At 61.9% G+C, this 21,860-nt stretch carries 12 protein-coding genes and 2 riboswitches; of the genes, 6 read left to right on the top strand and 6 right to left on the bottom strand.

Features of this window, described 5'->3' with window-relative positions:
• Nucleotides 1–130 precede the first annotated feature (130 nt).
• From AB4P96_RS19285 to cobW, 4 genes are all read right to left on the bottom strand, one after another.
• Nucleotides 131–733, bottom strand: a complete 603-nt coding sequence (locus AB4P96_RS19285; protein WP_138449550.1) for a VWA domain-containing protein — start codon at nt 731–733, stop codon at nt 131–133.
• A gap of 53 nt (nt 734–786) precedes the next feature.
• Nucleotides 787–1,785: an ATP-binding protein gene (locus AB4P96_RS19290; protein WP_170040247.1), complete on the bottom strand. Its 999-nt coding sequence runs from the start codon at nt 1,783–1,785 to the stop codon at nt 787–789.
• Between the two features lie 181 nt (nt 1,786–1,966).
• Nucleotides 1,967–5,728 (bottom strand): cobaltochelatase subunit CobN, encoded by a 3,762-nt coding sequence (cobN, locus tag AB4P96_RS19295; RefSeq protein ID WP_395599944.1) that lies wholly within the window; start codon nt 5,726–5,728, stop codon nt 1,967–1,969.
• 3 nt (nt 5,729–5,731) lie between these two features.
• Nucleotides 5,732–6,793: a cobalamin biosynthesis protein CobW gene (gene cobW, locus AB4P96_RS19300; protein ID WP_395599945.1), complete on the bottom strand. Its 1,062-nt coding sequence runs from the start codon at nt 6,791–6,793 to the stop codon at nt 5,732–5,734.
• A 91-nt stretch (nt 6,794–6,884) separates the two neighbouring features.
• A riboswitch (cobalamin riboswitch) is annotated at nt 6,885–7,085 on the bottom strand.
• 42 nt (nt 7,086–7,127) lie between these two features.
• Nucleotides 7,128–7,346: riboswitch (cobalamin riboswitch) on the top strand.
• 96 nt (nt 7,347–7,442) lie between these two features.
• Here cobW and AB4P96_RS19305 point away from each other — a divergent pair.
• From AB4P96_RS19305 to cobM, 4 genes are all read left to right on the top strand, one after another.
• A complete protein-coding gene (locus AB4P96_RS19305; protein ID WP_017136910.1) occupies nt 7,443–7,631 on the top strand; it encodes a CbtB-domain containing protein in 189 nt (62 codons plus the stop codon).
• An 11-nt stretch (nt 7,632–7,642) separates the two neighbouring features.
• Nucleotides 7,643–8,344, top strand: coding sequence for a CbtA family protein (locus AB4P96_RS19310; protein ID WP_138449542.1), 702 nt, complete (start codon nt 7,643–7,645; stop codon nt 8,342–8,344).
• Nucleotides 8,341–8,733, top strand: a complete 393-nt coding sequence (locus AB4P96_RS19315; protein ID WP_176991883.1) for a cobalamin biosynthesis protein — start codon at nt 8,341–8,343, stop codon at nt 8,731–8,733. The genes AB4P96_RS19310 and AB4P96_RS19315 overlap by 4 nt, the downstream gene beginning before the upstream one ends.
• A 69-nt stretch (nt 8,734–8,802) precedes the next feature.
• Nucleotides 8,803–9,549, top strand: a complete 747-nt coding sequence (gene cobM / locus AB4P96_RS19320; RefSeq protein WP_395599946.1) for a precorrin-4 C(11)-methyltransferase — start codon at nt 8,803–8,805, stop codon at nt 9,547–9,549.
• 194 nt (nt 9,550–9,743) lie between these two features.
• Here the strand turns inward: cobM and nfuA are convergent, their stop codons facing one another.
• On the bottom strand, nt 9,744–10,328 hold the full coding sequence (gene nfuA, locus AB4P96_RS19325) for a Fe-S biogenesis protein NfuA (protein ID WP_017136914.1): 585 nt from the start codon (nt 10,326–10,328) through the stop codon (nt 9,744–9,746).
• Nucleotides 10,329–10,422: 94 nt separating this feature from the next.
• Nucleotides 10,423–12,714, bottom strand: coding sequence for a fatty acid cis/trans isomerase (locus AB4P96_RS19330; RefSeq protein WP_170040250.1), 2,292 nt, complete (start codon nt 12,712–12,714; stop codon nt 10,423–10,425).
• 164 nt (nt 12,715–12,878) lie between these two features.
• On the opposite strand from AB4P96_RS19330, the gene metH reads away from it, so the two are divergent.
• Both metH and AB4P96_RS19340 read left to right on the top strand, forming a co-directional pair.
• Nucleotides 12,879–16,589, top strand: a complete 3,711-nt coding sequence (gene metH / locus AB4P96_RS19335) for a methionine synthase (RefSeq protein WP_099549119.1) — start codon at nt 12,879–12,881, stop codon at nt 16,587–16,589.
• Between the two features lie 370 nt (nt 16,590–16,959).
• Nucleotides 16,960–21,789, top strand: coding sequence for a dermonecrotic toxin domain-containing protein (locus tag AB4P96_RS19340; RefSeq protein ID WP_395599947.1), 4,830 nt, complete (start codon nt 16,960–16,962; stop codon nt 21,787–21,789).
• Nucleotides 21,790–21,860 lie beyond the last annotated feature (71 nt).

Here is a 21,860-nt window from a genome sequence, read left to right on the forward strand (position 1 = left end):
AAATCGCGGGCACAGCCGAGGGCCTGGAGTGGCGTCCGGCAGGCTTGGAAAATTAAGGGATTTGGCAGGCAGGGGGTGACATGGGAAGCGGGGACAAGCGGGAATCAGGCAGCGTTCAGTTTTATCAAGCCTACAAACTATCGATAGGCCGATAGTCCAGATGCAGCTCAAGCGCCAGCTGTTTTGCGCGGCCCAGCCTGATCGGGCCGCGCTCGATATCCACCAGTAGCCCAGGACAATCGAGCACGGGCAACCCAGCGATAGCCTTGAGCCGCCCATCGGTAATCACCAGCAGCCGCTGCTGCTCGACCGGGTAACGCCGGCGGCGCGCGTGCAGCCATTGGCCAGCTTCGGACAACGCCGCCAGCAACGGTGTGCCGCCACCGGCGCCCAGCTGCGCCAGCCAGCCACTCAAGCCTTTGGCGGCCTTGAGCCCCTGCACCTGCCATTTAGGCGAGTGCCCGCTGGCGGTCAATAACGCCATGCGCGCGCGCTGCCGGTAGGCGTCGTCAAACAGCTGGGCGAGCAGGCCTTTGGCGTCGCTCAGCGCGCCATGGCGGCGGGTGGACGCCGAGGCATCGACAATCACCAGCCACAACTCATGGGCCGCGCGGCTGCGCAGGTGATAAAGCAGATCCTCACGGCACTGCGGCCGGCCACCGAGCAAGGTGCCCGGCCAATTGATCGCGCCACGCTGGGCGCTGCGTGCCTTGCCGTGCCTGCCATGTTCCAGTCGCCCTGCCTTGGGCCGGGCATCCGCCCCCGCGTCAGGTCGAGGGCGAATGCCTAGGGCTTTTTTGGCCAGGTGGGTACTTCCCGACGGGCGCCCGTGGGCAATGCGGGCGCGGGCATATCGCCCCACTGGCCCTGGCCGGGTGATGGGTCAGACGGTTTTGCAGCCTGGCCTGGATCGGGCGGGCTTGTCGACGGCGTTTGCGGTTGGCGGCGATGACGCAAGGCGAACTCGGCCACCGCTTCGATATCTTCCTCGGCGATGGCACTCGCGCCGCGCCAGGCAGCATGGGCGCGCGCGCCACGCAACCAGACCAGGTCGGCGCGCAAGCCATCGACGCCAGCGGCAAAGCACCGCTCGGTGATCTGCGCCAGGGCCTGGTCGTCCAGTTCAATACTGTCGAGCCGCTGGCGCGCCTGGGTGCAACGCTCACGCAACGCCGCCTGCGGTTCGGCCCATTGGCGGCAGAACGCCGCCGGGTTGCTGTCGAAATCCAGGCGGCGCCGGATGATCTGCCCGCGCTCGCTCGGCAAAGTCTGCCCGCTCAGCGCCACATTAAAGCCGAAACGGTCGAGCAGTTGCGGGCGCAACTCGCCCTCCTCCGGGTTCATGGTGCCGATCAGCACAAAACGCGCCGAATGGCGATGTGAGATGCCATCGCGCTCAATCAGGTTGGTGCCGCTGGCGGCCACGTCCAACAGCAGGTCGACCAGGTGATCGGGCAGCAAGTTGACTTCATCGACATACAACACACCACCATCGGCCTTGGCCAATACGCCGGGGGAAAACTGCGCCCGGCCCTCGCCCAGCGCGGCGTCCAGGTCCAGAGTGCCGACCAGGCGCTCTTCGGTGGCGCCCAGCGGCAAGGTGACGAACTGGCCGCTGACCAACAGATCCGCCAGGCCACGCGCCAGGGTCGACTTGGCCATGCCACGCGGGCCTTCGATCAGCACACCGCCGATTTTCGGGTCGATGGCGGTCAGGCACAGCGCCAGTTTCAGCTCATCGGCGCCGACCACGGCGGACAGCGGGAAATGGGGAATATCAGTCATACCTGCTCTCTTTAAATTCTGCTATTTCTTGTGGCGAGCGGGCTTGCCCCGCGTTGGGCTGCGAAGCAGCCCTAAATCCAAACGCCGCGTTCTTTCAGGAAAACCAGGTTGACCTTATTGGGGCCGCTACGCGGCCCAACGCGGGGCAAGCCCGCTCGCCACAGTGTGGGAATATCGGTCATCAGCTGTCTTCTTCTATGTCCAGCAACAGGTTTTCCAACGCCTCGCGATACGCGCCCGGCGCCTGCCACATGCCGCGTTGCTGGGCTTCGAGCATGCGTTCGGTCATGTCGCGCAATGCCGCCGGGTTGTGCTGCTGCACAAAGGCGCGGGTGTCGGCGTCGAGCAGGTAAGCGTCGGCAAGCAAGGCGTATTGGTGATCGTCGATCAGTGCAGTGGTGGCGTCGAATGCGAACAAATTGTCCACCGTGGCCGCCATCTCGAATGCGCCTTTATAACCGTGGCGTTTCACCCCGTCGATCCACTTGGGGTTGGCGGCACGGGAGCGGATCACCCGGTTGAGCTCTTCCTTCAAGGTGCGGATCTTCGGCAGGTCCGGCTGGCTGTGGTCGCCATGGTAGCTGGCGGCCTTGTCGCCACTCAGGGTTTCCACGGCGGCGAGCATGCCGCCCTGGAATTGGTAGTAATCGTTGGAATCGAGCAGGTCGTGTTCGCGGTTGTCCTGGTTGTGCAACACCGCCTGTACCTGGCTCAGGCGCTGGGCGAATTGGTCGCGGGCGGCGGTGCCTTCGTCGGCACCCCCATAGGCGTAGCCGCCCCAGTTCAGGTAGACCTCGGCCAGGTCTTCGCGGCTTTGCCACAGGCGACCGTCAATCGCGCCCTGCACACCCGCGCCATAGGCACCGGGTTTAGCGCCAAAGATGCGCCAGCCGGCCTGCTTTGCCGCGGCCGCTTCATCCAGGCCCGACTCGAGCAACGCTTCACGCTCACTGCGCACCTTGGCCGCCAGCGGGTTCATGTCGTCTGGCTCATCCAGCGCCGCCACCGCCTGCACCGCCGCATCGAACAGGCGGATCAGGTTGGCGAACGCATCGCGGAAGAACCCGGACACGCGTAGCGTCACATCCACCCGTGGGCGATCCAACAAGCTGATCGGCAGGATTTCAAAGTCATCCACACGCTGGCTGCCGGTGGCCCATACCGGGCGCACGCCCATCAGCGCCATGGCCTGGGCGATATCGTCGCCGCCAGTGCGCATGGTGGCGGTGCCCCATACAGAGAGACCGAGCTGGCGCAGATGGTCGCCGTGGTCTTGCAAGTGCCGCTCAAGGATCAGGTTGGCGGATTGAAAGCCGATGCGCCAGGCCGTGGTAGTGGGCAGGTTGCGCACATCCACGCTGAAGAAATTACGCCCGGTAGGCAGCACGTCGAGGCGCCCGCGACTTGGCGCACCGCTGGGGCCAGCAGATACGAAACGGCCACTCAGGGCATCCAGCAGGCCGCGCATTTCGGCGGGGCCGCAGGCGTCCAGGCGCGGCGCGACAACAATGCGCAGGCTCTCGATGACCGACTTCACGTCCTCCCAACCGGGTTCTTCGAGCTGTTCGAGCGGCCCTTCCAGTGCCTGCTCGATCAGTCGCGCGGCATACAGTTCCAGACGTTCACGGGTGTCACCGGCGGTGCGCCACAGCTGCGCATCGATCTTCTGTAACACCTCGGGACGGCGCCCGGCCCAGGGCTCGGCCAGGGCACAATCGAGCGGGTCGAAACCCAGGTCGAAGGCTTTGGCCAACACCCGCAGCAGGCTCGATTGCGGGCCACGGCCATCGCCACGGGGAATGCGCAGCAAGGCCAGCAAGGTGTCGATGCGCAGGCGGCCTTCGGGCGACTCGCCAAAAATATGCAGGCCGTCGCGGATCTGCGACTCCTTCAAGTCGCACAGGTAGGTGTCCAGGCGCGGCAGCCAGACCGCCGCGTCGGCGTCGTTATCCAGCTCAAGTTCCTGGTCGATTCGGGTTTCGCGCACCAGCTTGAGAATGTCTTTTTGCAGCTCGAGGGCACGGCGTGGGTCAAGTAACTGCGCTTCGTAATATTCGTCTGCCAACAGCTCCAGGTTACGCAGCGGGCCATAGGTTTCGGCGCGGGTCAGCGGCGGCATCAGGTGGTCGATGATCACCGCCTGGGTGCGGCGCTTGGCCTGGGCGCCCTCGCCTGGGTCATTGACGATAAACGGGTAGATATTCGGCAATGGCCCGAGCAGCGCATCCGGCCAGCAATGTTGCGACAGCCCGACACCCTTGCCCGGCAGCCATTCAAGGTTGCCATGCTTGCCCACATGGATCACGCCATGGGCGCCGTAGGTGTGGCGCAACCAGAAGTAGAACGCCAGGTAGCCGTGGGGCGGCACCAGGTCGGGGTCGTGGTACACCGCGCTGTGGTCCACCTGATAACCGCGTGCCGGCTGAATGCCGACGAAGGTCAGGCCCAGGCGCAGGCCGGCGATCATCATGCGCCCGTCGCGGCACATCGGGTCGTTGTGCGGCGCGCCCCAGCGCTCCAACACGGCCTGGCGATTGGCTTCGGGCAAGCGCTGGAACATCGCCTCGTAGGCGTCCAGGCTCAGGCTTTGATGGCACGGGCGCAGGTCGAGGCTGTCGAGGTCGTTGGTGACGCCGCCGAGCAATTCATGGATCAAGGCAGTGCCGCTGGCGGGCAACTCACTCGGCACCGGGTAACCTTCGGCTTGCAGCGCACGCAGGATATTCAGCGCTGCTGCCGGCGTATCCAGGCCCACGCCATTGCCGATGCGGCCGTCGCGGGTCGGGTAATTGGCCAGGATCAGCGCAATGCGTTTGTCGGCATTGGGTACTCGCGCCAGTTCGACCCAGCGCCGCGCCAGTTCAGCGACAAAATCCATGCGTTCCGGCGCTGCGCGGTAGCACACCACGTCGGATTGGCTTCGCTCGCTGCGCCAGGCTAAATCTTTAAAGCTGATGGGCCGGCTGATAATGCGCCCGTCCAGCTCCGGCAAGGCAATGTGCATGGCCAGGTCACGCGGGCCAAGGCCCTGTTCACTGGCCTCCCAACCAGGCTGATTGTCCTGGGCGCAGATCGCCTGGATCACCGGGATATTGCGGCGAAACGGCCGCAGGTGCGGGGCTTCAGGGCTGGACTGAGCAAAACCGGTGGTGTTCAAAATCACCGCCGCCTGCACTGCATCCAGCAAGTCCTCGACCACCGTCAGGCAGCCGGGTTCTTTCAAACTGGCCACCGCCATCGGCAGCGGGTTAAGACCCGCCGCCTGCAAGCGTTGGCAGAACACATCGATAAAACCGGTATTGGCCGCCTGCAAGTGCGAGCGGTAGAACAACACCGCCGCCACCGGCCAGTCGGCGTGCCAATCGGCCTGCCAGTCGTTCAGCCGTGGGTGGGGTTTATGCGGGTGATAAATCGCCGTGCGCGCCAGGGTTTGCGGCTCGTCCCAGGCGTAGTCGCGGCCCAGGTGGCTGCTGGCCAGGCAACGGTAGAAATCCAGCGCATTGCCCAAACCGCCCTGGCGCAGGAAGTGCCAGAGGCGGTCGCGCTCAGCCATGCCAACGGTGCTTAAGCCGCTGAGTTCCGGGTCGGGGCGATCATCGCCCGGCACCAGAATCAACTGCACGCCGCGCTCGGCCAACTCCACCAGGCGCTCGATGCCGTAGCGCCAATAACCGATGCCACCGTGCAGCGAAATCAGGATGACCTTGGCGTGGCGCAGCACCTCGTCGACGTAGAGGTCGACCGAGGCGTGGTTTTGCACCTGCATGGGGTTGGCCAGGCGAAAGCTGGGGTAGTCATCGGGTAACTGCTGGCCGGCCTCGGCCAACAGTGCAAGGCTGGAATCACCGCTGCACAGGATCACCAGCTCGGCAGGGGTTTGCCCAAGGTCGGCAATATTGTCGTCCGAAACGAAACCACCCGGCTGAGTCCTGAGCAGGTGCATGGGTTAAACGCTGAGCGCTGCGCGCAATTGCGCTTCGAGGCCCGCCGCATCCAGCTCCTGGCCGATCAGCACCAGGCGTGTGATGCGCGCTTCGTCGGCGCCCCAGGCGCGATCGAAATGTTTGTCGAAACGCGTGCCCACACCCTGGATCAGCAGGCGCATCGGCTTGTTCGGGATCGCCGCGAAGCCTTTGACGCGCAGGATGCCGTGTTGCACCACCAACTGGTTCAGGGCGTCGAGCAGCAGCGCTTCGTCGGCTTGCGGCAGGTCGATGGAGATGGAGTCGAACGCATCGTGGTCGTGATCGTCTTCACCTTCATGGTGATGATCGTGATGGCTGTGGCGGCCGTCGATGTGTTCTTCGGAACCCGCGTCCAGGCCGATCAGCACGTCCAATGGCAGGCGACCGCTGCTGGCTTCGATGATTTTTACGGCCGGCGGCAGTTCTTCGGCGACTTCCAGGCGCACGCGGGCCAGGTCTTCGGCGCTGATCAGGTCGGATTTGTTGAGGATCACCAGGTCGGCGCTGGCCAACTGGTCGGCAAACAGCTCGTGCAGCGGCGATTCGTGGTCCAGGTTCGGGTCGAGTTTGCGCTGGGCGTCAACCTGGTCCGGGAAGGCGGCGAAGGTGCCGGCAGCCACGGCCGGGCTGTCGACCACGGTGATTACCGCGTCAACCGTGCAGGCGCTGCGGATTTCCGGCCACTGGAAGGCTTGCACCAGCGGTTTTGGCAGGGCCAGGCCCGAGGTTTCAATAAGGATATGGTCGAGGTCGCCGCGACGTGCAACCAGCTCGCGCATCACCGGGAAGAACTCTTCCTGCACGGTGCAGCACAGGCAGCCGTTGGCCAGTTCGTAAACGCGGCCGTTGGCTTCTTCTTCGGTGCAACCGATGGAGCACTGTTTGAGGATCTCACCGTCGATGCCCAGTTCGCCGAATTCGTTGACGATCACGGCGATGCGACGGCCTTGAGCGTTGTCGAGCATATGGCGCAGCAAGGTGGTTTTACCCGAACCGAGGAAGCCGGTAACGATGGTGACGGGGAGTTTGGCCAGTGTTTTCATCGGATGCCCTTGGGGGCGGGCAGACGGGACGATAGACCCTGCGACGGCGCGCAGCAGCGGATTTCGTCACCGGATCACCCCGCCCGGTTAAGTAGAAAATCGGTTGCGAGGCAGGTCTCCTGGCTTGGGGTTTGCAGGTCTTGCGACCCGCGCTGGCTGCGCCTTCCCGCCGTTATGGCAGTGGCGTGGCAGGCAGCTGAACCCTTCACAGTTGCGGGGGCAGCCGCGGCTTGGACCGCGTTCCCTTCTTAGCTTCGGCGTGGGCCGAAGAACCTCGAAGGTGCAAGGCTACAGGGGCTCGCGCGATTTGACTACCGTCGCCCGCCCATGCTCTCCTACACATCTTGTTTCGGGTGCCCTTCACAGGGTGAAACGGGAAACCGGTGAGTCATAGCGTGATGACGAGTCCGGTGCTGCCCCCGCAACGGTAAGCGAGCGAAGCATCAAATCCACTGTGCCTGTGCATGGGAAGGAGATGCTTGATACGGCCCACCTCTTTTCCCAAGAGCGCCCCTCGCAAGCCCGGAGACCGGCCCGAAAAAACCAGATAACAAACCCGCGGTGGGCGGGCGCTGTTCAGAACCCTGCGTGCCTGCCTCGCGGGGTTTTCATGCGCCTGCGTCACCCTGAACCCCTGAAGGGACGCGCCATGTCGATCATCAGCAGCACTTCGCACACCGCCAGCAGCACCACTACCTTGAGCCAACGCCTGGGCGCCGCCATCGGCGCGTCGATCCTCGGCGCGTGCCTGGTGTACTTCGCCGGTTTCTCGCATATCGAAGCGGTGCACAACGCCGCCCACGATACCCGCCACAGCGCCGCGTTCCCGTGCCACTGAGGCCTGCCGACATGATCAAGCGTATTGCCCAAACCGCAGGTTTCACTGGCCTGCTGGCCGCCCTGTTGCTGACCCTGCTGCAAAGCTTTTGGGTCGCCCCGCTGATTCTGCAGGCGGAAACCTTTGAAAATGCCCCGGCCGTCGAAGTGGCGCACGAACACGCCGCTGGCGCCGCAGCCCACACCCACGACGCCGAAGCCTGGGAGCCGGAAAATGGCTGGCAGCGTGTGTTGTCGACCACTGGCGGCAACCTGGTGGTAGCGGTCGGTTTCGCGCTGATGCTGGCCGGTCTCTACACCTTGCGCGCGCCGACCCGCACGGCTCAAGGGTTGCTCTGGGGCTTGGCCGGTTACGCGACGTTTGTACTGGCGCCCACCCTGGGGCTGCCGCCGGAGTTGCCGGGCACGGCTGCCGCCGACCTGGCGCAACGGCAGATCTGGTGGATCGGCACCGCGGCCTCCACCGCCGCCGGTATCGCACTGCTGGTGTTTGGTCGTAGCTGGCTGCTCAAGGTGTTGGGCGTGGCGATCCTGGCCGTGCCCCACGTGATCGGCGCGCCGCAACCGCAAGTGCATTCGATGCTGGCACCCGAAGCCCTGGAAGCACAGTTCAAAATCGCCTCGCACCTGACTAACGTGGCCTTCTGGCTGGCCTTGGGCTGGATCAGCGCATGGCTGTTTCGTCGCAACCGCGACAGTCAATACTCGGCATGACACTGGTGGTCGGCCTGGGCTGCCAGCGCGGCTGTGATGTTCACACCCTGCTCGGCCTGCTTGACGCAGCCCTCGCCGACGGCGGCATTGAACGCCAACGCATCACCGCGTTGGCGAGCATTGATCGCAAACACGCTGAACCCGGCCTGCTGGCCCTGGCCCGACTGCTGGAGCTGCCTTTGCAGTGTTTCAGTGCTGCACAATTGGCCGGTTATGAACAGCGCTTGAGCCACAAGTCAGCCGTCGCTTTTGCGCATACAGGTTGCTATGGCATCGCCGAAAGCGCCGCCCTGGCCCTGGCTGAACAGCTCTCCCAGCGCCCTGCCCGCCTGTTGATCACGCGCAAAAAAACCGCCCAGGCCACCTTTGCATTGGCGTGCGCCGACTAAAATCCCGATAATTACCCTCCTCGATCATGAGCAACTTTCATGCTCGCCCGTTTTTCAACAGGAATTCCCATGACCGTCTACTTTATCGGCGCAGGCCCCGGCGACCCGGAATTGATCACCGTCAAGGGCCAGCGGCTGATCCGCAGCTGTCCGGTGATCATCTATGCCGGCTCCCTGGTGCCGGCGGCGATATTGGAGGGTCATCAGGCCGAACAGGTGGTCAACAGCGCCGAATTGCACCTGGAACAGATCATTGAGCTGATCAAGGCAGCCCACGCCAACGGCCAGGATGTGGCGCGCGTACACTCCGGCGACCCGAGCCTGTATGGCGCGATTGGCGAGCAAATCCGTTATTTGCGTGAGCTGGGCATACCGTTCCAGATCATCCCTGGGGTGACTGCAGTGTCGGCTTGCGCCGCGTTGCTGGAAACAGAGCTGACCCTGCCGGACATCGCCCAGAGTGTGATCCTGACCCGTTATGCCGATAAAACCAGCATGCCGGCGGGTGAGGCATTCGACAGCTTGGCGCAGCATGGCACAACGATGGCAATTCACCTGGGGGTCAACCACCTGGAGAAAATCGTCGCCGAACTGCTACCGCACTACGGCGCGGACTGCCCGATTGCCGTGGTACACCGCGCGACGTGGCCGGATCAGGATTGGGTGCTGGGCACGTTGGCGGATATTGCCGAGAAAGTAGCGGCCAAAGGGTTTCGGCGTACGGCGTTGATTGTGGTGGGTCGGGTGCTGGCCAGTGATGGTTTCAGCGAATCGTCGCTGTATCGGGCGGGCCATGCGCACCTATATCGCCCCTGAAGTGTGGGAGCTGGCTTGCCTGCGATAGCGGTGTATCAGCCACCGGATTTGTTGGCTGATAGGCCGTCATCGCAGGCAAGCCAGCTCCCACAGTTGATCTACTTTGTTAAATAGACTGCGTAACGCACTGAATTTTAAGCATAAAAAACGGCGCTCACGGGGCGCCGTTTTTTTATTCGCAGTGAACACCTTACTCAGTAGTAGGCGTTTTCTTTCTGCGTGTGGTCGGTCACGTCACGCACACCCTTGAGCTCCGGGATACGTTCGAGCAAGGTGCGCTCGATGCCTTCACGCAAGGTCACGTCCGCCTGGCCGCAGCCTTGGCAGCCGCCGCCGAACTTGAGCACGGCAATACCGTCTTCGACCACATCGATCAAGCTGACCTGACCGCCGTGGCTGGCCAGCCCAGGGTTGATCTCGGTTTGCAGGTAGTAGTTGATGCGCTCGTTGACCGGGCTGTCGGCGTTGACGTTCGGTACCTTGGCGTTGGGCGCCTTGATGGTCAACTGGCCGCCCATGCGATCGGTGGCGTAGTCGACCACGGCGTCATCGAGGAAGGCTTCGCTGAAGTTGTCGATGTACGCAGTGAAGCTTTTGAGCCCCAGGGCGGTGTCTTCAGGTTTCTCTTCCCCGGGCTTGCAGTAGGCGATGCAAGTCTCGGCGTACTGGGTGCCGGGCTGGGTGATAAAGACGCGGATGCCGATGCCTGGGGTGTTCTGCTTGGACAGCAGGTCAGCCAGGTAATCGTGGGCGGCGTCGGTAATGGTTATGGCAGTCATGGAAACTCCTCACAGGCTTGCCGGCAGTTTACGCCAAAATATTACGCAGGTACAAAGTCCGAGTAATTTTGTCGGAAAAGGCCCAACCAACTCATCAGAGATTCTCATACCGATTCATATCCAGCACCCCGTCTTCCAACGGCGCAGTCTCGCGGATGTACTGCGACAGGTCGTGAAAGTATTGCCAGAACAGCGGATGACTGCGCCGCACACCCCACCGATCAACAATTTTCTCGAACCGCTTGGCATCCTTGGCGTTTTCCATAGCCGCCACAAACGCCGGCACTTCCTGCGCCGGGACGTTGAAGATGAAGTTCGGATAACTGCTAAGCACACCCGGATAGATCGTCACCGTATCCAACCCCGGCTGATAGCGATAAGCCTCGCCCAGCAGGAACGCCACATTACTGTGCGCGCGGTTACGCAGCAGGCTGTAAACCACGCGCTTGCCGCTGGCGGTCTCGATACGCAGCATGGTCGCCTCAGGCAACTGATCAATCACCTTGAGCCCCGCCGCCGGGCGTGATGTCAGCCGGCTCAATGCCTGCTCCGCGTCCTGCAACGCCGGGTCGATACCATCGCGCGAGCAATAAGCACCCGTGCAGCGGTTGATCGGATCCGGGCTGGCATTCAAATCGCCGTAACGCGTCAATAACTGGTTGGCAAAGTCACGTTTCGGGTCTTTTTCATCCAGATGCAAGCCGCTTGGCTTGTCGTCGTCAATCGCCTCGTAGTCCAGCCACAGCTTGAGCTTGCCGCTGTTCTGGTACCAATCATCCATAAAGTCATCGCGGGTATCGGCTGGCATCAGGCGCAGGAAGTTCTGCTCGGCACCGTTGCGGATCAGGTCGAAATACAGCCGGGTCTGGGCCTGGTGCGACACATTGCCGAACACATCGAAATTCACCGCCAACTGGTAATAGGTGCGCTCCAGCAGCGGATAGTCGAACAACCACATCGTCTGCGGTACTTCGCCAATCAAGCCTTTGGTCACCGAAGCACTGTCGAAATGCCGGAAAATCGTCAGCAAGGCGTTGTCATTACCCGCCCACAAGGTCGACCAGCTCGGCGGCGGCACGTCCGCGTAGCTGTCACGGCGCAAGGCTTCGTATTGGTTGCGCTTGTCGCGATAGGCCAGCCACAGGCTCAGCACACTGCCCACGTCATCGTTCTGCCCCGGCATCGCCAGCAGCGGAGTAGCCTGGCCGCGATAGCGTGCATCGGTGATGTACAGGTCGTGGTCCGGGTCCTGGAACAGGGTCCAGAAGTTATCGCGAATCACGTCCGTGGCGATCTGACCACGACAGACCGGCCCGCGAATGAAGGTGCGTACAAAATACTCGGCGTTATCGAGCATGAACTGGTAGCGCGCCTTGGCCGGGATGGCTTCAAAGGTTTCGAACGGGTTGGCACGACGACCGGGGCCATAGCCCGGCAAGGCACTCACCTGCCAGTCGCCGGAATAGAACAGGTCTTTGATCCGCGCCATTTTCGCCGCGCTGAACGGGTAAGTGATGTGGGTTTTATGCACGATCACGCCCTGCACCGGCCACAGGCGGTAATACACCTGGGTGCCCGGGTCATCGTTGGGTCGACGGGTGGCGATCAGGTCGATGGGCTGGCCACTTGGCGTGCGCGAACGCACCCATTGGAAGAAATGCCCCGGCTCACCGTTTTCGAAATAAATATGCGCCAGGTACAAATGCTCGTACAGCCAGCGCGCCACCAGGCTTTCACGGGCGCCAGGCTGGTTGAACAGGTTTTCCCACTGCTGTACTTGCAGGGCTTCCCTGGCACTTGGCGCCAGGCCTTGCTCGTCAATCGGCGCACCGGAGGCGAGCCAGCGCTGCAAGGTTTGGTATTGCTGGCCGGTCAAACCGGTGACCGCCAGCGGCATGCCTTCCTTGGGATGGCTGCCGGCGTAGGCATTGAACTCGCCGGGCATGGCGCACATGTTTTGGCGGTTGAGGCCCAACACAATCTCATCGGGCAACTTGGCATTGGGTTGCAGCGGCGCGTTATGCCCCAGCTCCAGCATGCGCGCCATCAATGCGGCCTGGCTGCCTTGGGCGTCGAGTACCGAATAGAAGCCTTTTTGTTGCCAGGCCTGTTTGCCGAATGCGTCGTAGAACAAACGCGTGGTCGGCGTGGCCTGGCTGCGCTCGCCGTCATACACCGGGGTTTTGCTCGCGCCACGGGACGCACCCTCGGCGCTGCCCAGGTTTAATTGGCACGCGGAGTCGTAGCAGGCATGGCAGGCCACGCACTTTTCGGTGAAGATCGGCTGAATGTCGCGGGTATACGAAATCGCCGGGGCGGGTCCGTTGGCCTGTGCAACGCAGGCGACCAGTGCCAGGACGGCGCTGGTGAGTAGACGAAGTGACATGTATCCGGTCCCGATTCAATGCGTGCGCTATAAGTGCCGGCAATTCTACCGGGCCAAGACCCGCACCAACATGAACGATATTCATGCAAAACCAGGACATGCTCTAAATCGGCACAGGTTTGTTATGATTCACGCCCTCCGAAATGCCTGACCAGAGTAGCCCCATGTCCGACCGTAGCGTTCGTCTGCAAGCCCTTCATCAAGCCCTCAAGGACCGAATCCTGATCCTCGACGGCGGTATGGGCACGATGATCCAGAGCTACAAGCTCGAAGAGCAGGATTATCGCGGCAAACGCTTCGCCGACTGGCCGAGTGACGTCAAGGGCAACAACGACCTGCTGGTACTTACCCGCCCGGACGTAATTGGCGGTATCGAAAAGGCTTACCTGGATGCCGGCGCCGACATTCTGGAAACCAACACCTTCAACGCCACGCGTATTTCCATGGCCGACTACGGCATGGAAGAACTGGCCTATGAACTGAACGTAGAAGGCGCACGCCTGGCGCGCAAGATCGCCGATGCCAAGACCCTGGAGAACCCGGCCAAGCCGCGTTTTGTCGCCGGCGTGCTTGGCCCGACCAGCCGCACCTGCTCGCTGTCGCCGGATGTGAACAACCCCGGCTACCGCAACGTGACCTTCGATGAACTGGTGGAAAACTACACCGAGGCCACCAAAGGCCTGATCGAAGGCGGCGCCGACCTGATCCTGATCGAGACCATCTTCGACACGCTCAACGCCAAGGCCGCGATCTTCGCCGTGCAAGGCGTGTTCGAGGAATTGAATGTCGAACTGCCGATCATGATTTCCGGCACCATCACCGACGCCTCCGGCCGTACCCTGTCGGGCCAGACCACCGAAGCGTTCTGGAACTCGGTGGCGCACGCCAAGCCGATTTCGGTCGGCCTCAACTGCGCCCTGGGCGCCAGCGAACTGCGCCCGTACCTGGAAGAGCTGTCGAACAAGGCCAACACCCATGTGTCGGCGCACCCGAACGCCGGCCTGCCCAACGAGTTTGGCGAGTACGACGAACTGCCGTCACAAACCGCCAAGGTCATCGAAGAGTTCGCCCAGAGCGGTTTCCTCAACATCGTCGGCGGCTGCTGCGGCACCACGCCGGGCCACATTGAGGCCATCGCCAAGGCGGTGGCCGGGTATGCGCCGCGCCAAATTCCGGACATTCCCAAGGCCTGCCGCTTGTCGGGCCTGGAGCCGTTCACCATTGATCGCAGCTCGTTGTTCGTCAACGTCGGCGAGCGCACCAACATCACCGGTTCCGCCAAGTTCGCCCGGCTGATCCGTGAAGACAACTACACCGAAGCCCTGGAAGTCGCCCTGCAGCAGGTGGAAGCCGGCGCGCAGGTGATCGACATCAACATGGACGAGGGCATGCTCGATTCGAAGAAGGCCATGGTGACCTTCCTCAACCTGATTGCCGGCGAGCCGGACATCTCCCGTGTGCCAATCATGATCGACTCCTCCAAGTGGGACGTGATCGAAGCCGGCCTCAAGTGCATCCAGGGCAAGGGCATCGTCAACTCGATCAGCATGAAAGAAGGCGTCGAGCAGTTCATCCACCACGCCAAGCTGTGCAAGCGGTATGGCGCAGCGGTGGTGGTGATGGCCTTCGACGAAGCCGGCCAGGCCGACACCGAAGCGCGCAAAAAAGAGATCTGCAAACGTTCCTACGACATTCTGGTGAATGAAGTCGGCTTTCCGCCGGAAGACATCATTTTCGACCCGAACATCTTCGCGGTCGCTACCGGTATCGAGGAGCACAACAACTACGCCGTCGATTTCATCAACGCCTGTGCCTACATCCGTGACGAGCTGCCGTATGCACTGACCTCCGGCGGCGTGTCCAACGTGTCGTTCTCGTTCCGGGGCAACAACCCGGTGCGTGAGGCGATCCACTCGGTGTTCCTGCTGTATGCGATTCGCAACGGCCTGACCATGGGCATCGTCAACGCCGGCCAGCTGGAGATCTACGACCAGATCCCGGCCGAGCTGCGTGACGCGGTGGAAGACGTGGTGCTTAACCGCACGCCGGAAGGCACCGACGCCCTGCTGGCGATTGCCGACAAGTACAAGGGCGACGGCAGCGTCAAGGAAGCCGAGACCGAGGAATGGCGCGGCTGGGACGTCAACAAGCGCCTGGAACACGCGCTGGTCAAGGGCATCACCACGCATATCGTCGAAGACACCGAAGAATCGCGCCAGTCGTTCGCACGCCCGATCGAAGTGATCGAAGGCCCGCTGATGTCCGGCATGAACATCGTCGGCGACCTGTTTGGCGCCGGCAAGATGTTCCTGCCTCAGGTGGTGAAGTCCGCCCGGGTGATGAAGCAGGCCGTGGCGCACTTGATTCCGTTTATCGAGCTGGAAAAAGGCGACAAGCCGGAGGCCAAGGGCAAGATCCTGATGGCCACGGTCAAGGGCGACGTGCATGACATCGGCAAGAACATCGTCGGCGTGGTGCTCGGTTGCAACGGCTATGACATCGTGGACCTGGGTGTGATGGTGCCGGCGGAGAAGATCCTGCAGGTGGCCAAGGAGCAGAAGTGCGACATCATCGGCCTGTCCGGCCTGATCACGCCGTCGCTGGATGAAATGGTGCACGTGGCCCGTGAGATGCAGCGCCAGGACTTCCACCTGCCCTTGATGATCGGCGGCGCCACCACTTCCAAGGCGCACACGGCAGTGAAAATCGAGCCCAAGTACAGCAACGACGCGGTGATCTACGTCACCGACGCCTCGCGTGCCGTGGGTGTGGCCACGCAGTTGCTGTCCAAGGAGCTGAAGGCCGGTTTTGTCGAAAAGACCCGCCTGGAATACATCGACGTGCGCGAACGTACTGCCAACCGCAGCGCGCGCACCGAGCGCCTGAGCTATCCGGCCGCCATCGCCAAGAAGCCGCAGTTCGACTGGAGCAGCTACACGCCGGTCAAACCGACCTTCACCGGCTCCAGGGTGCTGGACAATATCGACCTCAAGGTGCTGGCCGAATACATCGACTGGACGCCGTTCTTTATCTCCTGGGACCTGGCCGGCAAGTTCCCGCGCATCCTTGAAGACGAAGTGGTCGGTGAAGCCGCTACTGCGCTGTATGCCGATGCCCAGGAAATGCTCAACAAGCTGATCGACGAAAAGCTCATCAGCGCCCGCGCCGTGTTCGGTTTCTGGCCGACCAACCAGGTGCAGGACGATGACTTGGAGGTGTATGGCGACGATGGCCAGCCGATTGCCAGGCTGCACCACCTGCGCCAGCAGATCATCAAGACCGACGGCAAGCCGAACTTCTCCCTGGCCGACTTCGTCGCGCCTAAAGACAGCGGCGTGACCGACTACATCGGTGGTTTTATCACCACCGCAGGCATCGGCGCCGAAGAAGTCGCCAAGGCTTATCAAGACGCTGGCGACGACTACAACTCGATCATGGTCAAAGCCCTGGCCGATCGCCTGGCCGAGGCCTGCGCCGAATGGCTGCACCAGCAAGTGCGTAAAGAGCACTGGGGTTACGCCCGGGACGAACAGCTGGATAACGAGGCACTGATCAAGGAGCAATACACCGGTATCCGCCCTGCCCCCGGCTACCCGGCATGCCCGGACCACACCGAGAAAGCCCAACTGTTCCAACTGTTGGACCCCGAGGCCCAGGAAATGCACGCCGGGCGCAGTGGTGTATTCCTTACCGAGCACTACGCCATGTTCCCGGCGGCGGCCGTCAGCGGCTGGTACTTCGCCCACCCGCAGGCGCAGTACTTTGCCGTGGGCAAGATCGACAAAGACCAGGTCGCCAGCTACACCGCGCGCAAAGGCCAGGACCTCAGCGTGACGGAGCGCTGGCTGGCGCCGAACCTGGGGTATGACAACTGAGGTCAATCAGCGGGCATACCATTCGACCCAGGTAATGGTCATCTCAGCGACGTGATGACCGACCGGTTGAGGTGAAAGCGGACATTGCACCAGCCCCCCGGCTGAATGCCTGCCAGGCACTGATGCGCCGTGCGGCATGCCTCCATCAATTTATGTTTGCGGGCCATAAGCTTTTCGACTCGAACCGCCCGAGCACTTCATAGTCCAGCTGGTGGCTATTGGCGTCCGAGCGGTAGATGACTGGTGTATGCCAGGATGTGCCGCTCGCCTAGGGTGGTACAGCGCGTCGGTGGTACTCCTGTAACGCCATCACCGCGACCAAATCCGATTTCCTGTTGCTTCCCCATCAAACAGGCAAAAGGATTTCATCATGCCCACCCCGAGTTCCTCCACGGCCCTGAGCCAGCTACCCGCCCAGGCCATCCATGCGCATTTCGCTACGCGCCCGGCCTTGTATTCCGTGGTGTTCAATGCGCTGCGCAGCCGCATCCTGGAACGCTATCCGACACTCAAGCTGGACCTATCCACGCTTAAGCTGGCTATTCCACACCCGGACGGCGTGTACACCTACAGACCGCTGATGGAAATCGCCATCGCCCATGTGCTCAACCCGCAGTTGCTCGACCTGCAGCCCAAACGCGAGCTGGCGTACTATCTGACGCAACAGATCCCCACGATCCTCAAGCCTGATGCCCCGACGCTGATCGACATGCAGGCAATCGCAAGCATCATTGATGACCTGCCCGAATCGATTCACCTGTATTTCCAGGCGGCGCTGGCCGACTATTGGAGCGAAACCGACAGCCATGGCAGCAGCCGCTGGCAGTGGCTGGGCGAGTTTCTCAACGGCCGGATGACCGCGAGTGCCACGAGCGGATCGAGCTTGAACCCGACCCAGCAGGACATGCTCAGGGTCGTCGCCACCTGGCCGACACAGACCGAGCGCCTCCCCAAATCTTCGCCCGCCACTTATGTCTATTTTGTTGAGAACACACTCGTCAATGCCGACCAGGAAGTTCGCCTGCTGACACCCGACCTGCTGCTGGTGCGCGACAAGCAGGTGCTGCTGTACAGCGTGGCCGGGGATATTCAGGTGTTTGACGGCCTGGATGAATTCGGCCAGGCCTGGGCAACCAGCATGCAGACGCGGTTCCAGTTCGACAGCCTCACCTGGCGACGCAATGAACCCGATGGCAACGTGTTCGAGCAACAGGCCGGCCTGATCCTCAATCAGCAACTGGAAGACCTGGCGACGTTGAAGTTTCAGGGCCAGGACGAAGTGACCCTTGGGCGACGCCTGGAAAAGCTCACCGATCCGGCGCTGCTGTTTACCCAGGTGCCGACAGCCGCAACGGCGACCTTGCAAAAGGTCGATGAGCACCTGCCACCGTGGTTCGCTCAAGCCAACGACACTGACCGCTTTGCCTACCATCGCCACCTGCAAGACATGGCACAGGTGATGCGGCAAAACCAGGGTCAGGCGTTCAATGAGGGCATAGAAAACATCTACAGCTTCAGTCGCGATGCGTTGCGCAAGCAGATGCAAACCGATCATGGCGACTGCGACCCCGATGAGGTGGTGCTGGACTTTGCCGTGGCTGCCGGCTACCCAGGCGGCGCTGGCATTATCGAGCATGTGCGCATGTCGCTGACGGAACTGGCGCTGAAGAACCTCGCCGGCAAGCCTAAAGGCACACTCACGCTGTTTTCCAAAAATGCAACGCCTCTTCCAAGCTGGCTCAACGCGGACTATCTGTTGAGCAGTACCGGGCTGATCCAGCGCGTCGATATCGGCACCATGTACCCGCAAAAAATCAAAGACACCTTGTTGTCCGACACGGTTGACGCACGGCGCCGGGAAACCCTGTTTACCCGTGAACTCAAGGTCAAGCTGCCGATGCAGGCGCTGGAATACAAGATCCGCGGGCAGCATGGCGTCACCGTCACCGGTTATCGCTATGTGAAGGCGTTGATGGGCGAGATGCCCTCGGACAGGGTCGTCGACGAGCAGGAGATTGTTTTGCGCCCATTGGCCCTGTGCCGCAAACCCGGCGCTGCGCCAGATGAGGTCAATAATGCGTTTATTATCGAACCGCGTGATGCGCGTGTCGGCCCGCACCTGCTGTACCAGCCGCTGTATGCCGACGCCCTGCATGAATACCCGACCCGCCAGGCCCTGCTCGACGCACTGGCCGTACCCGGCGCGCTGCAAGACACAGTGCTGGCGTGGCTGAGCGACAAGGCCCGCCCCATCTACGAGCATGGCGGCATCAAGGAACCGCACATCATTCGCTTCCTGCCTGGGGACGAATTCAGCCTCCCTGAAAATCCGGCACCTGCGACCCTGGCCGTGGATGAAGGGGCAGGCGAATGGCTGCAATCGCAAGTCAACGGTCAACTGCTCAATCATCTGTTCGGCAGCACCGCACGGGCCCTGGTCGACCTGGCGGACCGCGAGTCGGTGTCCAACCACGAAAGCCGCTGGGCCGTGGTGATGGAAGGCGCATGGCTGCTGTTCAATACCCTGCTGTTACCGCTGGTGCAGGGCCCGGCCATGCTGGCTGGCTGGTTCCTGGTGCTGGTCAGCAGTCTGGAGCAGGATCTGGCCGGCCTGGACAGCGATAACCCCACCACCCGCGAGCTGGCACTGATCGATCTGTTGCTCAATACCGCGATGGTGCTGCTGCATGCCGCCGCGCCCGCCAATCGGTCCCAACAGCCCTTGTCCCAACCCTCCGCGCAGGAGCACGCCCTGCAACTGGAAGCCTGGCGCCGCGCGGCGGGACGGCCACCGGCGCAAGCGGCGCCACAGGTGCGCCATGGCGCCGTGGCGCTGCCCGGCGAGCCACCCGCCACCGGCCACACGGCTCTGGACTTCAGCCGCTCGATTGCCAGCCCCCGGGCCGGCGCCAAGCTGCTCAACGCGTTACTGGAAGTACGGGTGCCATGGCCTGAAACGTTGCCGCCCGTGCAGCTCAGCGGTGCGCTTAAAGGGCTGTACCGCATTGACGGGGCCTGGCACGCCAGCGTCGGCGGCCTGCTGTTCCAGGTGAGCGTGGTACCGGGTTTCAACGAGGTCTACCTGGTGCATCCGCAGCACCCGCAGCGCCCCGGCTTCAGGTTGCTCAGCGACGGCCAAGGGCATTGGCGGCTGGACCGGCATGCCAGGCTGGAGGGCGGCATGCCCAGACAAAGAGTGGCTGCGTTAATCGATCGCAAGAAACAACGGCTGGCACAACTGAACCCAATGCTGGAAGTTCATAGCCGTGAATTAACGCCGATGGCGAACCATCTGCAGCAGCTTCTTCAAGCCGTGACCATGGCGCGCACTCAATTGGCTGAACAGAAACTCGCCCTCAGAAAGGACTGGGAAATGCTCAACAACCCCGGACTGTTGCCGGCATTGCAACCCCGGATCGCCGAGCGCCATGCGCAACGCCAACGCTCCACGGCGCGCGCCAGAGTTCAATGGGATATCGCCGTCGACAATTACCGCACAAATGCGCAGGGGCTTCTAACCGGGCTGCAACAGAGCGAAGCCATGGCGACGGAAATGATGGAGCTGGACAGAACAGAGCCGACATACAAAGAGGCACGCGATAACGCGACGTCGAATATTTACAAGCACTGGTTGGCGACTTATGCGCACCAGCATCAAAAAATCGCCGACACGCTGGAGACCCCGCGCGGCGAAAGCTTTTCAGCGTTGCTCAAACGTATCGACAGGGAACTGCCCAACTACATCACTGATGGCTATGACGAATATATCAGCGCCGCAACGCAGCGACTGGAGGCGCTCAATGAACTGCTCGAGAGCGCAGAAAAATGCGAAGCCATCATGCAACAAGCCAGCCCGGCACTGCGTGAAAGCTTGTTGAAAGAGCATCCAGAATTCCAAAACATTTCCTCGCTCGTCATCAAGCAGCACATCCTGTTATCGCTGGTCGAGGTGCTGCTCAATCGCGCGCTTGACGCCGATAAACCCCAAGAGCGTCCGTTCCTGGAACTCCTCGCCGACCGCCAGATCTACGCTACTGTCAACGCACACACGGAAATGCGCACGACTGCCGGTTACTCCGAGACTGAGCAAATCAACGTACTCAAGGATGTGCTGCAGCGCTATGAAAGCCTGGAAAACGCCGTTCTCTCGCTGACGGACATGGGCTGTGCGCTGCTGCGAGAGCAGTACCGCGCGCCATTTGTGCAGCAACTGAGCGAGGACCGCACCAGCCTCGAAGCGCAATTGGCCAACTTGATCCTGGTTGAAGAACGGCTGGCCCCCAGGCCCGCCCGCGACAAAGCCAAGCGACAAAAACCGGCCAACCGACGGGTCATCAAAACCGCCGACAAGAAAAGCCTGGTCGGCGACGTGCGTACCGGCCAGGCTGATGAACCGGGCAATTACGTCGACATTGTCGACACGCTTACCGGCGCCATCGTCGCTACGTACCACGAACACGCCAGCGAAGGCGTGTGGAAAATCGTCGAGCCCGCAAGCGTGCCGACCAAAGCGCCCACGCCCGCGGCTCGCCCATTGAGAAGAATCAGGGCAGATGCCCAAGCCATCAAGGCTCAGCGCGCAGGCATTGATGCCAGCATTCGCTTCCAGCAGCGCAAACTGTTGGAGCCCAGTCAACGTGAGGAAGTCGATCCCCATGATTGGGATGTAATGTTGAGCCAGCACGCGGCCAAATTCGAAGCACTTGCCGAGGAACTCAAAAGCGCGACCGACGAACCCGCCATTGACTTGAGGAATAGCTACCGCGAAGAGGCCAGAGCCGCAACAGCCCAGGCTCGGCAGCTGTGCGCCGAAGGTTACCTGCTGCAACGCCCCAAAGCCGCTAAGGTCGACTATCTGCACACTCATGGTTTTGTCGACATCAACCTGGTGAAAAAACGCGTGCCGCTGAAGGCCGGCGACTACCTCACCGAATATGTCATACGCGACAAGCGCAAAATCAAGCCCGGGCAACGGTCGGAAGATGCGGACCTGTGGTTCGCGCATTTCCATTACCGATCCGTCGAGTCGCCGGCATCAAAACCTGACTTCGGCCACTTGAAGACCCCGGCGGAGCGGCGCTTTACCCGCAAGGAACTGATTGATCAAGCCAGGGCAAACAACCGCGCCGTGATCAACCTGGACAAGGCCCTGATTGAGGCGCCGCTGGATCAGAAACTGTTCTTGATCCTGGAAGTGTAAGGTTGTTCTGATCGTTCCCTCCCGTGGGAACGATCAAAAGGCAGAGTCCAGAGGGATGATACAAGCCAGTC

Source organism: Pseudomonas sp. B19125, assembly GCF_044218855.1.
GTDB lineage: Bacteria > Pseudomonadota > Gammaproteobacteria > Pseudomonadales > Pseudomonadaceae > Aquipseudomonas > Aquipseudomonas edaphica.